We start from the raw sequence: 16014 nt of genomic DNA, 5'->3' as shown, positions 1-16014 counted from the left end.
TGCCTTATCGCCCTCATTCCGCAGTCTTTTGATGCACGAAAAATCAGTTCCCGACAAGAGGAGCCGAAAGGCTTCAAAAGGAGGGAAGAAAAACAAGTTGAACAAATAATTTCTTTGCGTATGGAATTACACAGATTATCAGAAAACGAGCAGGCATTTGTCGAGTGCTTCTCACGGTTCGTAAACGGTCAGATGGGGTCAGCCGCCAAGGTAGGCAATGCCCTTGCAGATGACCATCGCTATCTTATCAACGAAAAGGGCAAGGTGGTGTTTGCCTTCTTGGAACGCCTTGCCAACGACTATCAAAAAGGTCGTTATGACCAGCGTGACGAGTGGGTGTGCCGATTGGCAGCAGAGGCCATCGAACACCTTGTAGAGAACAGAATGTATTACAGAACACTTAACAACGATTGACTATGGCAAGCAGATTGATTACACCCGTATTGGAGGAGATACTGAAATCCTATCCTCTGTATTCACAGGACGGCAAAGGCAAGGATGCCGTTTGTGTGGCAATATTCTTCATCGGACACGTCCGTTGGTTCGTACTTGAAGGACAGCCGGAAGGTAACGACACCACGTTGTTCACCATCGTATGCGGTCTGCATGAAACGGAGTATGGCTATACCTCCGTCAATGAAATGGAGAGCGTAAAGGTGGATGGCTCCAAATATGGAGTGGACGAGATATTTCAAGTGGAGCAGTTGGACGGCTTCAAGCCGGTGAAACTGAAGAGCATTCCAGACGAGGATTTACAAGCATTCCTTCATAATATGGAATGACCCCAAATTAAATCAGCCGCAGGGACATTACTCCTTGCGGCTGACTATTGTTAGTACCTACTATGAGTAGTAAAGCCTACGATTAGTATATACTACGATACTACTCTCATCTTCGGAAAGCGGACTTGGCAACGTGCTCCTCTTGTACCTCTTCCTTCTGGTACTCCTCCATGTCAAGCAGTTGCTCATACGCAGAGCTGATGTTTGCGTCCATAGAATGGTTGTGGCTGAAAGGGAAGGTATGCTTCACAGAGAGTCCTGCATTGGTCACAGTCCCCACATCCAGGCTATCCTTATCCTTGTTATATTGCAGGTTCAGCAAACCACCATTCGGCATTTGGAATATCGGCATTTTTCGCTGCGCCAATTCCGAAAACTCTTCGGCGGTCATCTCCCTCGCCACAGCCTTCACGTCCTCACTGGCACGTCCTATGCCATAGCGAGTGATATGGTCACGCACTTCTTGCTCCGTATGCTTCAGGAACACCTCATACGTACCGCCGACACTCCCGTTATAGACCACTGCAAAGTCCTTGTCCTCTATTAGCAGGTCATCGCCTCTGTTCTGGCACGGCTTCCTGTAGGTCTGCTCCTCGTCCATGCCGTTCCCGTCATAGTATTCCTTGGCAAGCGTCAGCAGTCCTTGATAGTCACCTTTCTCCTTTAGCTTATCCAGTTCCGATGTGTCATCCGTTGATTGGAGATAGGCGATGGAGGCATAATAGACGTTTTCTTTCGATTGTGAAGGCTCTGTCAGGCTTTTGTACTGGGCAAAAGCCTCCTGATAATTGGTGTCAAGGTCTTTGCCGTGGTCGTAAGGAACAGAGAGTTTCACTTCCAGACCGTTACTCGTCGGCACAGCAATCTTTACAGAGTCCTCCTTCTCATGATGCTGGATATATACAGCAGAACCATTATATGCCAAGACTGCATGGTCGCCGTCATCTATGGATAGATAACTTTTCCCTTGCCCGTTTTCCTGCTCAGCCTTTTTCTCCTGGTCTATCTCCATAGCAATCTTGTCGATATGCTGCGTGAGCATTGAGGTAGCTTTTTTCACATCGAGTAGCGTGGTCTTGATGAACTGCGGCGACTCCTTCAGCGAATCCAGCCAAGACTTCAAATAGGCAGCCGAATCTCCTTTCAGATGCTTTGTCATGCCATACCGCTGAGCGGTCAGCGCAGCCGTCAGTTCTGCCACCAGTTCCTCGCGTGCATACTCTGCCGAGCCGAAGGTAGCGGGCTTGATGCGGTCTAACTGTCCCTCCGCACCCGTGGAGTGTCCCATCTCGTGGAAAAGGTTCGAGTAGAAAGACTCCCCATCCTTGAACTGCCTTTTCTCAGGCATCACAATCTCATTCTTGCTGATGGAGAAATAGGCGGAATCACCGAACATCGGTTTGATGGGACATATCCAACGGTTGTCCGCTATCATCCTATCCACGGGTTCAAAGGCAAACTGCTCGTCCTTCTCTACCTTGGGCATCGAGTATTCCTGTTCCAGTTTCTCCCAAAACTCTGGTCTGACCTCCTTCAGGTTGGTCTGCGCCACATTGAAGACATGGTAAGTCTGAAGCTTTGGATATACATTGTACTTTTCGCGCTCTTCCTGAGAGAGCAGTTTGTAGTCCTCCCACTTGATGTGTTCCTTTGTTTCCTTATTGACCACCGTAAACGTGGTGAGCATCACGGGGAAAGAATGCTCACCTTTCAGTACTGACACACGGGGCTTCTGTTCCTCGTCTTTCTTGCCAGTTTTGTTAAACTGCTGTATGCGGTCGAAGGTACAGAAGCGAGGAATCTTGTAACCCTCCTTCTCGCAATGCAGGAGCAACATCATAGCGTTCATGCCATTATATTCTCGTCCGTTCAGGTTTTTCGGCCATTGCAACGCACCTTCAGTAAACCAGGGCTTTTTCCATCCGTCTTTGCCCGACAGCGACTGAATACGCTCAATCATTAATGTTGCCCATTTGTTTATGTCAGTTTCTTTCATATTTATTTGATAATTAGAGTTCTTATCGAATTTTGTACAACATAATTTTGGATGCTCGTTTATATTATATAGTATTACTCATATAATTATAAGAGCATGTTAGAACAAATCATTATCCGCAAGTCATTCCTTAAAAAACATTTGGCTGCACCATTATTAAAGGAGCGAGAATACTTTCTAACTATGAAAAGTAAGGAAGGATTGTCCCGGCTAACACTATTGGGGTGGGCTGGGTATTCGCTCAAGTTTATCCAATATTTCGATCTTCATGATGGCGAAAAGAGAATTGTGTCACTTGATGATGTCGTTGAAGCTGCACGTCAATGGTCTTCACCCATTCCTGATCATTATCATTCTCGGAAACGTCATGATTGCCCTTCCTCAAGAATCAAATTCATTGAGATGGCTGTTGAATTCTTACTATACGTAGGTCTTTTAGATTCTCGTTACCAAGACGACATCATCAATTATCTCGCAGAGCGCAAATGGCACAGAGTCAGACTGATTGCCGCTCCCTTTTATAAAGAGAGAATGTCTTTCTTGATGGATTGCAAATCAAAAGGTTTTAAAAGACAGACACTTCAGCTTTATGCACAGTATCAACTTCATCTAATAGAGTATCTTGATTTAAAGAACTTCCGTATTGTTACCAATGAGGAAATCTCAAATGCAGCAAAAAAATGGCAAAACCTGGAAGACAAAGGTTCTCACAAGAAGAAAGGCACCAAGTCTAATTATAGTTTCTTCATCTATTTTGCAAATATGTGGCTTAAAGAGCTACATATGCTACCAGAATCAGGATCTCCTTCAATATCAGATATACGCATAAATGAATACCTTAATCACTTGGCATACAGGAGATATTCTCATGCCTATATTAAGGGAAGGAGATATATACTCACCTACTTTTACAAGATAATAGAAAAGGAGAACCAGGAACACCCTTTAACATTGGAAGATATAGATAAATACATTGAATACTACACGATTAACAAGGTTCAACGTAACACGCTGAAAGAGTACCTGTGTTGTATTCGTGTATATCTTCGTTATGCAGTCGAAAAGGGGTGGTGTATTACCGACCTAGATAAGGCGTTAATCACTCCCAAAGTATATAGTGAAGAAAATCTCCCTTCTTTCTTGCCGTGGAATAAAGTTCAAAAACTGTTACAAACAGTCAAAGAACAAACTGGTAAATCCGCATCGCGCGACTATGCTATTTTTATGTTACTTGCTATGTACGGTTTACGTTGTAGTGAGGTGGCAAACTTGAAGATTAGCGACATCGATTGGCGTAAAGAACAAGTCTATATTAAGCGTGCGAAGAATTGTCGACCACAAGTGTTACCACTTCTACATAATGTAGGAGAAGCTATTATCGCTTACCTAAAACAGGGAAGGCCAAATGACATAGGAAGCGATAGCTTGTTCTTTTGTACACCAGCCCCGATACGTCCTATATCTTGTACAGCCATAGCTTCCGTCGTATATAGGTATTTGAAATCCAGCGAAATGGACGTTAGGCACAAAGGTCCCCATTGTTTACGCCATAGCCATGCAACTTTCTTGATAAACGAAGGACAAACCTTAAAGGATGTCGGTGATTTACTGGGTCACAAAAGTATGGAAGCGACAAGAATATATGCAAAAGTGGATCTCAATTCACTTAGAGATGTTTCAAATATTAACTGGGGGGAGCTTCTATGAGTATAAAAGAAACTGTTGAGTCATTTATCAAGTTTCGTAGGTCTATTGGTCGTAAGGATCAGAGTACAACTTACTCTTTGAGATTATTTGCTAAGTTCATTGGAGAAACAACAGAATTAACTTCAATAACGGAAAGCGATTGTAATGCCTTCCTTTACAGAAAAGGAAATGTCATCACCAGATATTGGCATTCTCAGCACTGCATTCTGAAAAAACTTTTTGAGTGGGCTTTTTCTAGAGGACTCATTCAAAACATACCTATTCCCGTTTTTCTGCCTAAAGCTCCAGAGTATTATCCCGCTTACATATATACGGATGACGAACTGAAGAGACTGTTTGATTGTGCGCTTACATATCGCAAATATAGATCATTTGTTAATGAGCCAATATGTATACGATATATCTTGATGATCACGTATATGCTTGGACTCAGAATAAGTGAGACCTTATCCTTAAAAATAAAGGATATTGATATGGATAATATGTACGTGCATATACATTGTAGTAAGTTCTACAAGTCTCGCTTGGTTACTTTCAACGAACAAATATCAAAATTGATGCAAGAGATATTACAATGGCGAAGTACTCAAATGTCCCCAATGGTAGAGGATGCATATGTTTTCATTAATCAGAAGGGGAAACCTGTTAATTTTGTATCTTTACATCAGATATTTGCGACCATTCGTAAGAATGCAGGTCTTTATTTCCCTGATAGAGGACGTCATCAGCCTAGAATACATGATCTTCGCCATACTTTTGCGGTCGACGTCCTTACTAACTGGTATAAATCAGGAAAGAACGTACAGGATTTACTGCCGAAGTTGTCTATCTATTTGGGACATCTTAACGTGTCCTTCACTTCCGTCTATCTAACAAAGACGCCAACTTTGTTGCAGGAAGCAAACAAATTGTTTTATGCTTATAAAAACACGAACAATGAAGAACAGAAGAATTACTGAAACAGAATATCTTGGCTATTGGCTAAGACCATTCCTCATAGAGTACTTAATTGTCACTCGAAACCTTAGTCGTAACACTCAGATGAGTTATCGTGATACATTCCGTATGTTGGTATCGTATGTCTCTACATTAATAAGTATTGCAATAGACAATCTCAAAATCTCGGATATTACGACTGACGTTATTACGAAATTTCTTGATTATCTGGAAATTGAGAGAAAAGTTTCCGTATCTTCAAGAAACAATCGTTTAGCTGCAATAAAGGCTTTCGCAAAGTTTCTGGCGTGGAAATCTCCTGAACATATAGATTGGTGTCACCATGTCACTCTTATCCCTTCAAAGAAAACGGAAAAACGCATGATAACCTATATGGACAAATCTGAGATCGAAGCCTTGGCTGATGCACCATTGAAAACATGCAAATATCAAGGGATAAGAAGTCGAGATCATGTCATTATCCTATTCATGTATAATACTGGCGCCCGAGTGTCTGAAGTTATTGGTGTTAAAGTGAAGGATGTTGCGATGCCTTCAAAACGTGGAATGCCAATGGTGACATTACATGGCAAGGGGCGTAAAGAGAGAATATGTCCTTTATGGGAGGATTTCTGGGATTTACTCAAACAATTTATAGACAACAAGTTGCCTGACGATTACCTTTTCCTTAACCGATACAATCAGCCTATGAGCCGATTCTGTATTTATGAAATGATAAAGAAATACTCACAAGATGTAATCTTAAATCATCCCTCTCTTGCTAATAAACGCCCATCTCCTCACGTTATACGCCATACAACCGCCACTCATCTACTTAATTCTGGAGCGGATATTGATATGGTTAGAAATTGGATGGGACATAGCTCGATTGATACAACAAACATCTACGCCGAAATTAGCATGGAAAGGAAATTAGAAGTTCTCAAAAAATGTGAGCAGTCCGTTTCCGATACACCATCACGAAAATGGTCTGAGGATAAGGAGTTAATTACATTCTTAGATAGCCTCTAATTCCTCCAAAGATAGAATTATGTTGTGCAAAATGTCAAAGAACGATTGATTATTAATTGTTTAGACTAATGCCCAACATAATTCTATGTCAGACATAAATGATTTTATGTTGAGGTCAACATAAAATCATCATATCGGCAAACAGGTCGAGTGCCTTGTCTTCGGCACTCGGACCTTCCTTAGCATAAGGCTTTCCCATAGTCAATTAACCATTATAGGGCTGCGGAACATATTCGCTCATTTCAGACACTCGGCAGGAGAAGTCCAGTTTGTCATTGAAGACACTGACAGACAATGCCCCTTTGATGTTCGCTTTCACGCCTGGTTGCAGCCATGCCTCGCATTTGCCATCGAATAGGAAGAAACTTACCCAGATGTATTCAAATCCGTCCTGTACTTTCTCTGCGCTGAAAGCGGAGAACTGGCAGTACGGCACACCATTCTTGTCCGTCTTGTCCTCAATGCTCTTGCCCACCTTGCCGCGGAACTCCATCACGCCCTTGATGCAGTCCTCTGCCTCGTCAGGCTGGTGGCTGATGCTGCTTGCCGACAGGTTGAAATAAAGGACATCGCCCCATTTTCTTGGTACCAATACACCGGCTACCTCAATGCGTTCGCCGATGTTGCAGCTGCCCACCTCCGTCAGTGTCCCATCTTTGATGACCGACACCTCGATGGTCTTGTTAATCCCGCTCTTCGCTGGAATGACTACGTTCATGGCAAAGCTCACGAATGCCTTGCCCTCCTTGTTCGTGCGGCAGGTCGCAGCCTTGCTGACCGTTCCGCACACTGTTACATTACATTTGATCATTGCTCGATACTATTTGAATTATACATATCCATCGTCCAAGTGAAATGTCTTAGCAATGACAATAATCTCTTTTCAATCATCATATACTAGCGCACGTATCAGTTCATAGACTATCCACGCTGCTATGATAAGTTGGAAGCCGAGATAGATGATGGCCACGGTCTGACCGAAAAGCCATTGGGTAAGCATGAAGTGTCCTGCCACAGCTACCATACCCACCAGCAATGTACACAGATGACTTGCTATCCTTTTCATTTCCTTTGCAGATTTTGTTGTTGACTCTCAGCCTCCATCCCTTGCTCGAAGTTCTGCGAAGCCTGCTGTGTCGCCACGATGCCTGTCACCATTCCCGCAATCTTCGTCCGTTTGCTTTCTTCCGACAGATTGGCATTGCCCAAAATGAGCGACAGGCGGTTCATCTCCGAGGAGGTCAGTTCACGGTCAATCTTCACCGTACCGCTCTCTGCATGAAGCACAGTCTTGCCGTTCTCACCCACAGTAATGGTGCATTGCCTCATGCCTGGAACAAGCGAGGTCAAATCTACGAGCCGGTTGGCTGCCATGGCAGAGATAAGTCCTTTTTGTCGTTCCTCATCATTGCTGTCAATCTGCGCTGCCAACATCATCAGCGACATGAAGGTGGTCATCGCCATGTCGAGTATAGGGTCATTCGTTCCCGAAATGCCCACGCCGCTGTCCTCCGAGGAAAGGATTTTCTTCATCCAGTCCTCCGACGAAACCTTCTGCTCCTGTGGCGCATTGCTCTTGTATTTTGCCAACAGGTCATTGCCGTTATGCAGGGCCTGTAGCTTGATGTTGCCTTTCTGTCCGATTTCTGCCAGATAAGCGGCTGGATCCATATCCCTTTTTGAGCCGTCAGCCGATACACTCTTCACTCCGAAATGCAGATGCTCGCCAGTGGTTCTGGTGCCGGTATTTCCCGACACCCCCAACTTCTGACTGGCATTAACCACGTCACCTACCTTTACTGCTATGTCAGACAGATGCAGGTAGGAGCATTGCACCTTGCTGCCATCCTCACGGCTGTATTCCACGGTGACGGATTTCCCTCCTGCCGTGTTCGCATTATGGTTCACCGCCACCACCTTGCCGCCGTTCTCCGTGGCCAACACCGCCTCATGGTTCGTCTTGATGTCAATGCCCTTGTGCATCTGCTGCTTGGTGGCATCCATCGGATCCTGGCGATTGCCGAAAGGCGAGGTGATGAAGAGAAACTCCTCTCGCTCCACAGGAAAGGAATACCCGGCAGACTGCGGTACATGGGCAGCAGGCATTTCTCTACGAGGATTATTCTCCACCCCGAACGACCGACCTTCTGCCCGCATCTCAGCCATCACCTCACTGTCATACTTGTCCAGTCCGTTGGCTTCAATGATGCGCTGCAGACTTGCAGCATAACCGCCGCCCGTGGCATAGCCGGCACGCTCAATGCCCTTCGTCCATCCCTTGTAGTCGTCAGGCGACAGCGTGAAGCACTGCGCATAACGCTTGTTCTGCTTCAGGAACTGCGAGTGATGCTCATAACTGTCACCCACGCTTTTGTACTTACAGAATTTCTCGTTGGGCCTATCATCCGTATAGACTCCATACTCTCCGCCATTCTTCAACCACGATGCCGTAGCCTTGATGCCAAAGTGGTTGTTGCATTCGCGCGACAGTTGGCTCTGTCCGTTGCTGCTCTCCAGTATGGCTTGCGCCAAGATGACGGAGGCAGGAATCCCATACATCCGCATCTGTTCTTTGGCTTCCTCCGCATATTGTGCGGCATACGCTGCGTTCTTTCCCATAAGCCTATCTCCTTAGACTGGTGTGTTGTTCTGTTTCTTGACTTTCCTGTGCCATCTGCTTTCCTGTCTCTTTTCCAGGTGACACCATCTCCGTAATTCCACGCTTCGATGATGTTGTCTGCTTCGGCATTTCCAACTGGTCACAGATGGCCACCCGTTCACCAGCACGAATGAGCTTCGGCAGATAGGTGTCGAGGGCATGATATGGGAATCCTGCCATTGCCAACGGCTTGCCTTCATCATCCTTGCGCCCATTGCTCTTTGTCAGCGTAATACCCAATATTTTGGATGCCTTCACCGCATCATCCTTGTAGGTCTCATAGAAGTCACCGCAGCGAAACAAAAGAATGGCATCAGGATGCTTCTTCTTCAAGTCAAGATATTGTTGGACAAGGGGAGAGACAGCAGCCTTGACAGCCTTTTCATCCTTCTTTTCTTCTTTCTTTTCCTCTTGTTTCTTCTCTTCCCTTTGTTCAGAGCTTTTATCTTCCTTAAGTACCACTTCCTTCTGTTCATCATGCTTATCGACAATTGCCGTCTCCGCTTGCTTCACCTCCGTCGCTTCTTCCTGCTTCTCTTGTGTACTTTGCTCGACATTGTTGTCTTTCTGCAATACATCAGCAAACAGCGAGGCGGCAAGGTTCTGCTTGTAGGAATCCCTGTCAGGAGCCACCCACAATCGTTGCCATTGTGACGGACTGACACTTCTCGGCTGCAACTTCTTGCCGTCAATAGTGGCTGCACACAGGCATTCGCCCGATTTGGCACGGAATACTGCCACACGCTGGATGCGGTTCAAATCAACCTCCTGCTCATTACCTCCGAAGATGTCCACCTTCAGGTCGGGTTTCGCCTCTGCCATAGCATAATACTTCTGTGCCAGTTCCTCACGCACACGCTCGATGTTGTCCATCGACTGCTTCAAGGTGGTGAAGAAATGATTGAGGTCTCCTTTGTCGGGATAGACGGCAAAGCCCTCCTTACCTTCGGGCTTGATGTACAATGCCCACCGCTCCTTGTCATCCTTTACCAACTGCACATTGTCGAAACCGATGTCACGGCTGTGGGTTACGGCCTCAGAAGCATCCAACGAGGATAGGTCTTCGATAGACCAGTTGCGCAGTCTTGATACCGTGATTTTCTTGTCGGCGAAATAACTGTCGTCGGGACGGAAGCCCAAGGCTCCGTCGGGATTGTAGAAACGCACGTTGTCATAACCCTCTTTCTGCAAGGCATTGGTGAAGCGTTGCTTGTTCATGCCCTTGATCTCGTTGTTCACCTCCAACGATGCACCCTGTGGCAGCACCACATCGGCGGTCTTGCTGGCATCATCACGCACGATGACCACAGTACGCTGCTCCTCGTTGGGATGCTGCTTGATTTCGTCTGCTACGAAGTAGTGGTTGGGCAACTGCACCTGTATCTGCGCCGTCTCTCGCTGATGCTGGTCGGTGGCATACTCCACCTTTTCACCCAGTTCGGCTTTCTTCAACACCTTCAGCGCACCGTTCACCTCACTCTCGATGGCATCAATCAGACAAGGGTCTTCCTTCAGTTCCCTCGTCCAATAGTCCACCATGCTAAGGCTGTCCTTTGACAGACGGGCAGGCAGTCCCAGTTCGAGCATCTTCACGCCCGAAGCTATCTCAGTGATGAGTCGTTCCTTCTTCACGGCATCCTCCGACGGGGCTTTGCCGTTCTTCATGACCATGCCCTCACGTGCCAACCGCTGCTGATGACCGGTGGCAGACACCAACTGACGCATCATCTCCTGTACATAGTCATTGTAGTGCTCGAAGTCACGCTGCCGTGGCAGGTAGATGACATCCTTCTCGGTGTCGTAGTGCGCCACACCCGTGCCGTCCTGACGTACATTCACGAGGTTGTCCTTCATCTTCTGAAGGAATCCGTTGACGCACCCATGCAGCTGCTTGTCCTCCTTGTCGCCATAACCTCTATCCTCCACCGTGCCATCCTTCTTCAATGCCGTAGTGTAGGCTGTTTCGTTAGCCATAGGCAGTAGCGTCTGGTCGATATTGAACAGCACACGGATCTCACGGTTTTTCACTCCCTTGTACTGCTGTTTGTCCTGTTCCGACAGTTCTGCGTATGCCTCCTTGGTGATGACATCGTCGGGATTGTTGCGGTTGACGTACTTATTCCAATTGTAATACAGGAACGGCACACCTTTCTCATGCTCCCTCACGCTCTCACCCCGTGCCTTCGCTTCGGAGAACTGCGTAAACAGATTGCTCTTGCAACCCTTGGCATCGGAGTCAAGGGCAAGGACAAGGGCATTGAACGGACTGACCGAAAAGCCCTTGGGATAGAGCTTCGGATAGAGTTTGCCGCTTGCATTCAACCAATGTCCCTTGGCATCCACCGCACTCGTCAGTGCCTCAGTGAGCAGCGACACCTGCTTCTCCGCCGTCCGCTTCTCAAATTCTGATTTCTCTTTCATGCTTTTATCTTTTTGTTTATCTCAATCACATTCTATAATTGGCTTACCAAGCCACCGTTCCCGACAATTTTGTTGTCGGGCTTCACTGTATTCCCCTCGGTCGCACCACGCTCTCCCGTGCCTGCTCTTCGTACTGCATTGCTGCCATCTGTCGCATCTGGTCGTTCTTGGCAAGTATGGCGTTAGCCAATGTATTCAGCGGCAATGCCCCCGACTGATGCGCCCCAATCACACTGTCAGGCAGTTGAATGGTACAAGGCACATGGTCAATGTTGGCAACGAGACACCGCCCTTGCAGCATCGGGTTGCTGATACGAGGATTGAGTGGTTCATCAGGATATTGGCGGTACTGAATGCGAGATGCAGCAGGACTAACTGTAGGTGCAATGCCTTCCTGCTGTTTCCTGCCCAGCACCTCATGTCCCGCTTTGTTGAGCAGATTGGCACCTCCCATACCCATCAACAGCATCTTCAGTATAGGATTCTTCACGAACATTCCAGCCACGATAGAGGCCAAAGGAAGGAGGCTATTGTCCATATTCAGCGATTTTGTCTTGCCAGTGAACAGTCCCACCAGTACATCGGGCAGCATCGCCAACACATAACCAAGGTTCTTGCCGATGTCTGAAAAGCCGTTCAGTCCAAAACTCTGCAACAGCCCGTCCCATCCATTTTCGTTTGTTTGTAAGGCTGTTTCCTCCTGCTGGACTACAGATGGTGTTGCCTCTTCAGTCGATGAATCAGGAGTTTCTTTCGGTTCTGCCTTCTTCTCCTTCTCAGCCTCTGCATCCAGTCTCGCCTTAACCTCCAGATACTCGTCTTCCTGTCCAGGCGCAACTATCAAGGGCACATCCTTGTACTTGCCTGTACGTTTGGTTGCTTCGTTTCTCTGAGGGTCAAGGAACGTACCTTTGTTCCAAGGAAAAGAGGTCTGCTCGGTTTGTTTCGTCCAATCCATAAAAGTGATATTGCTCGTGGAAATCTTGTTCTTGAAATGGCTGTTGGTAGCCTTGATATAGCTGTTCTCGTGGTTCTTGATGACTTTTGCCTGTTTGCGGAATGAGGCGAAGACGTTGGTGCCCGTACCGAAAACTCCCTTGCTGATACACTCCTCGACACAGACCTCTTGGCTGCTACCTTTCTTGCTTAGGTGCTCCATGCCGACATTCATCACCATATCGATACCGACAAACTTGGCGAAGGTTGCCCATGAGCCAATCCCTCCCATGGCCACGACATCGGCACCCGCTCCGGCTGCCCATCCCGCTGCCTTCTCTGTTCGAGAGGGCTTATAGGCTGCCTCTCCTTTGGCTTCTATCTCTGCGGCAAGGGGTGACTTGTTCAGTTCGTAGGGCAGACCGAACAGACTGCTTTGTGCCGCCTTGCGGATGATATAGTCGGCAGAAGATGTTGGCATACGGTCTTTCACCATTTTTTCTATCATCAGCTGCTCCATGCGGTGATCGATATAGGCGTATGCCAAATCACAACCGAGTTGTTTAGAGAGTGCATCGTACCGCTCTCGTCCTATCTCCGTCACCACCGCCTTGCGCCATTCCTCAGCCATCACGGCAAGGTCACGCTGCATATCCTTGTTGCCGACAATAGCCTCCTTGCACATCGCCAGATAGTCTTCGGTGGTCTTGCTGTTCCACTTGCCTGTAATCTTCAGCGTGGCGTATGGGTCATCACCAGGCATATTGGCAGTGGCCAATGAGCGTAGGATGCCAGCCGTACTGTTGGAGTAGGCTCGCATCTCGTCTGCCTGTCTGTTGGACAAGTCCCGTTGCACCCTGCCCATCACGGGGGCAAGGTGACACCCGAAGTAGTCGCCCATCAGACGCTCTATCTCTGCGAATCGCTGACTGTTCTTAACTGCCATATACCTTGTTTATATATTATACTGCTGTAATATCTGTTCCTTTGTCTGCTCGATGGCATTGTGATATATCTCCATCTGCTTAGGATAGTGTTCCTCCAACCATGCGTCCTTGTCCACTTGGCAGTGGATGAACTGCACGGCCATACGTTCCTCAATCTCCACGGAGGGTTCCCCCTCTTCCTTACCATTGAACCATGCCTTTGTCCACCATCTCACGCCAGCCCGGTCGGGATAGACGCTCACTATCCTCGGAATGTCGAAGCTCTGGATATCCACGTCCAAGTCGGCAAGAGGGTCGATGATGCCGTCATGCGTCAGGGCTTGCTCTTGGAGTTTTTTTTTAACACCTCGTCCATCGTGGAGAGATATACCTGATGTCGCATGGCAAGATAGTTGAGAAAGTCGGCAATGAGCAGGTTCTGCACCTTAGTCGCCAAAGGCATACAGCGGTTGCCGATGCCCAAGGGATTAGCCATGCTCGGCATGGTCTCGTAGAAATAATGCTTGCTCGCTCCCAACGAGAAGATGTTTCTCAACGACTGCTCCGTATGTTCGGGCAGAGAGTATGCTCCTTGTTGAAGGTCCTCGAAGTAGGAGGGAAGGAAGCGGAGCATCAATGCCTCTATCTCCTGACGGTCGGTGTCGTAGGGTGAAGGGATGTTCATGTCCAGTTCATTGATGCCCATTTGGGAATTGTGCTCCAATGCCTTGATATTGCCGTAGAGCATGGTGAGGAACTCCAACGGATTGATTTCCTCTCCGTCAAACCTCACCTCCATGTGCAGCAGGTCGCCACTGATGGCGATGGTCTGACCGGCCTTGACGCTTTGGGAGAAGTTGGCGAAGACATTGGAGAGATGCCTGTAAGTCACTTCGTATTTGCCGTAGCGGATGGTCTGGTAGATGCCATGCTCCGCGTCCGACCCAATGGCAGAGACGGTTCCCGTTGCCACCGCCGACAGCAGGTAATGGTTCACTGAGAAGTCTATGCCGTGATGGAAGAATGTTTCTCCCGTCACGGGATTTTTCTGCTCTCCGTAACCCAAGGACATCTGCACGTCCTGCTTTATAGGCTCCTCAAACGGCATACAGTAGCCGCTCGATGAGCGCAGTATCATTTCTTCTGTATATCTCATATCACTGTATATTGGTTATCGTTTCATCCCTCTGCTTTGGGTCTCTGCTTCTTTCATGTTCTGCCCATGTGAAGACGTACCGCCTCTGTTAGGCAGAGTTTGCGCCACCTTAGAATTGTTCCCGATGATCATCGCTCCAAGCAGGGCACCCGCAATCTTGCTCATCCAACCAAAGCGTCCGAATACCATGAAGGCGGCAGCCACCAGTCCGACGATGCTCATACCCGACACGTTGCCCTTGCCGATATTGCCAAAGAGATTGCCTATCATGTCGCATCCTACGCCTCCGAACATATTCCTAAAGAAATCACTGATGCCGCTGAACTGGGTGTCCATCTTTCCGGCTACAGTGTTCACCGCATCAACGGCTTCACCAGCCTTGCCCGTCAGACGTTGCACATCGTTGGCGGTTTGTGCCACCGCTTCCGTGGCATTCTCGCCGATGACAGCATCACCTACGATGCGTGCCACGCTCTTGTCTGTGGTCAGCTTCTCCCATGTCACATAGCCTGCGGCACTACCCACTGCGGCCGTCTGCATAGCCTTGCCGGCTCCCATAAGGGTGCGTTGCGGGTGGAGTGCCGCACTGCCTAAGGTCTTTCCAGTTACTCCGATGACATGGCCAGTACCTCGTGCCGCCTTGCCACCATATTTCAATAATGAACTCCAAAATCCCATATCTTATCGTTTTTTAATCACGGTTTGACTTCGTCTTCTTCTGTCACGACTCGGCATAGCTCGAACAAGTTCGGCTCTGCTCTCGCTGCTCCATCAGTTTACGTTCTTGCCCACCTGCTTCCACCGCCTCTTGGCAGCCGCTGCTATCTCGGCTTTGTTCGCTTTGGTGGGTCTTGCCCCTTCGTCTATCTCCATCCAAACATCGCCCATGGTGGTGTATTTCACCGCCCTCGTCAGTCGCTTCAACTGCTTGTTCATCTTCTTCAGTTTGGGTCGGATGCCGAAGACTATCTCCACACGCTCCTTCTCGGTCATCTTGTTGCCCGACAGGCATACCGTGCGTATGTCATTAACTATCTCGATGCTGTTCATAATCAGCTCGCGGTATATCTTGTTGCGCTTGGCTGACAGGGCTACGGCAAGTCCGTTGGCAGGATGGGCATCCAACTGCGCCACCAATCCACCCATATTGTCCACCAACTGACCTATCTCGTGATAGAAACCATATATCTGTGCGGCATAGCTGACGATGGAACGGAAGGAGTCCAGATAGTTGTTGAACTCCCGCTGCAGGTCGGTAGTGGCTTCCACTTCCTCCTTGGTCCAGATATGGCCGGTGGATTGTAGCAGCATCACTTTCTCCTGATTCTTCAGTTCTTTCTCCGCCTTGTTGGTGTACATCAGAATCATCCCCGCAAGAGTCGGGTCGTTCTGCGCCCGCACTCCTGCAAAAGATGATATAAACATAAAAATGGCAATTGATATGAAATACTTCATGACTGATT

The 16014-nt window shown here is 47.8% G+C and carries 15 protein-coding genes; 5 read left to right on the top strand and 10 right to left on the bottom strand.

The features are described from left to right. Positions 1-120: 120 nt before the first annotated feature. Entirely contained in the window at positions 121-414 is a 294-nt protein-coding gene (locus KSX81_RS07670; protein WP_005816271.1) for a hypothetical protein, read from the top strand. 2 nt (positions 415-416) lie between these two features. Beyond that, positions 417-782, top strand: coding sequence for a DUF2958 domain-containing protein (locus KSX81_RS07665; RefSeq protein ID WP_005816269.1), 366 nt, complete (start codon positions 417-419; stop codon positions 780-782). Between the two features lie 106 nt (positions 783-888). On the opposite strand, the gene KSX81_RS07660 is transcribed toward KSX81_RS07665, so the two are convergent. Beyond that, positions 889-2778, bottom strand: coding sequence for a zincin-like metallopeptidase domain-containing protein (locus KSX81_RS07660; protein ID WP_149192661.1), 1890 nt, complete (start codon positions 2776-2778; stop codon positions 889-891). A 96-nt stretch (positions 2779-2874) separates the two neighbouring features. Here KSX81_RS07660 and KSX81_RS07655 point away from each other — a divergent pair, with 96 nt between their 5' ends. The 3 genes from KSX81_RS07655 to KSX81_RS07645 are packed head-to-tail and all read left to right on the top strand — an operon-like array spanning position 2875 to position 6453. Then, positions 2875-4485, top strand: a complete 1611-nt coding sequence (locus tag KSX81_RS07655) for a site-specific integrase (RefSeq protein ID WP_007750048.1) — start codon at positions 2875-2877, stop codon at positions 4483-4485. After that, positions 4482-5444, top strand: coding sequence for a tyrosine-type recombinase/integrase (locus KSX81_RS07650; RefSeq protein ID WP_117921377.1), 963 nt, complete (start codon positions 4482-4484; stop codon positions 5442-5444). Before KSX81_RS07655 ends, KSX81_RS07650 begins: the two co-directional genes overlap by 4 nt. Next, positions 5422-6453, top strand: coding sequence for a tyrosine-type recombinase/integrase (locus KSX81_RS07645; protein ID WP_007750053.1), 1032 nt, complete (start codon positions 5422-5424; stop codon positions 6451-6453). Before KSX81_RS07650 ends, KSX81_RS07645 begins: the two co-directional genes overlap by 23 nt. 205 nt (positions 6454-6658) lie before the next feature. On the opposite strand, the gene KSX81_RS07640 is transcribed toward KSX81_RS07645, so the two are convergent. From KSX81_RS07640 to KSX81_RS07600, 9 genes are all read right to left on the bottom strand, one after another. Then, the gene (locus KSX81_RS07640; RefSeq protein WP_005816265.1) at positions 6659-7264 is read right to left on the bottom strand and encodes a hypothetical protein; all 606 of its coding nucleotides are present in this window, start codon (positions 7262-7264) and stop codon (positions 6659-6661) included. Positions 7265-7336: 72 nt separating this feature from the next. Next, on the bottom strand, positions 7337-7519 hold the full coding sequence (locus KSX81_RS07635) for a hypothetical protein (RefSeq protein WP_005816263.1): 183 nt from the start codon (positions 7517-7519) through the stop codon (positions 7337-7339). Beyond that, entirely contained in the window at positions 7516-9072 is a 1557-nt protein-coding gene (locus KSX81_RS07630; protein WP_005816260.1) for a glucosaminidase domain-containing protein, read from the bottom strand. Before KSX81_RS07630 ends, KSX81_RS07635 begins: the two co-directional genes overlap by 4 nt. 4 nt (positions 9073-9076) lie before the next feature. After that, positions 9077-11533, bottom strand: a complete 2457-nt coding sequence (locus KSX81_RS07625) for a zincin-like metallopeptidase domain-containing protein (protein ID WP_005816257.1) — start codon at positions 11531-11533, stop codon at positions 9077-9079. An 82-nt stretch (positions 11534-11615) separates the two neighbouring features. Next, complete coding sequence (locus tag KSX81_RS07620; RefSeq protein ID WP_217719280.1) at positions 11616-13415, bottom strand: hypothetical protein; 1800 nt, start codon at positions 13413-13415, stop codon at positions 11616-11618. A gap of 9 nt (positions 13416-13424) precedes the next feature. Then, positions 13425-13697: a hypothetical protein gene (locus KSX81_RS07615; protein WP_007897422.1), complete on the bottom strand. Its 273-nt coding sequence runs from the start codon at positions 13695-13697 to the stop codon at positions 13425-13427. 32 nt (positions 13698-13729) lie between these two features. Continuing rightward, on the bottom strand, positions 13730-14551 hold the full coding sequence (locus tag KSX81_RS07610; protein ID WP_005816253.1) for a M23 family metallopeptidase: 822 nt from the start codon (positions 14549-14551) through the stop codon (positions 13730-13732). Between the two features lie 15 nt (positions 14552-14566). Further along, on the bottom strand, positions 14567-15229 hold the full coding sequence (locus tag KSX81_RS07605) for a hypothetical protein (RefSeq protein WP_005816251.1): 663 nt from the start codon (positions 15227-15229) through the stop codon (positions 14567-14569). Between the two features lie 93 nt (positions 15230-15322). Next, entirely contained in the window at positions 15323-16006 is a 684-nt protein-coding gene (locus KSX81_RS07600; RefSeq protein ID WP_005816248.1) for a hypothetical protein, read from the bottom strand. Positions 16007-16014: the final 8 nt, after the last annotated feature.

It is taken from the genome of Bacteroides sp. MSK.18.37 (assembly GCF_019129155.2).
GTDB classification, from domain to species: Bacteria; Bacteroidota; Bacteroidia; order Bacteroidales; family Bacteroidaceae; genus Bacteroides; species Bacteroides ovatus.
Note: the sequence above shows the minus strand (reverse complement) of the source record. Positions and strands in the feature narration are given on the sequence as shown.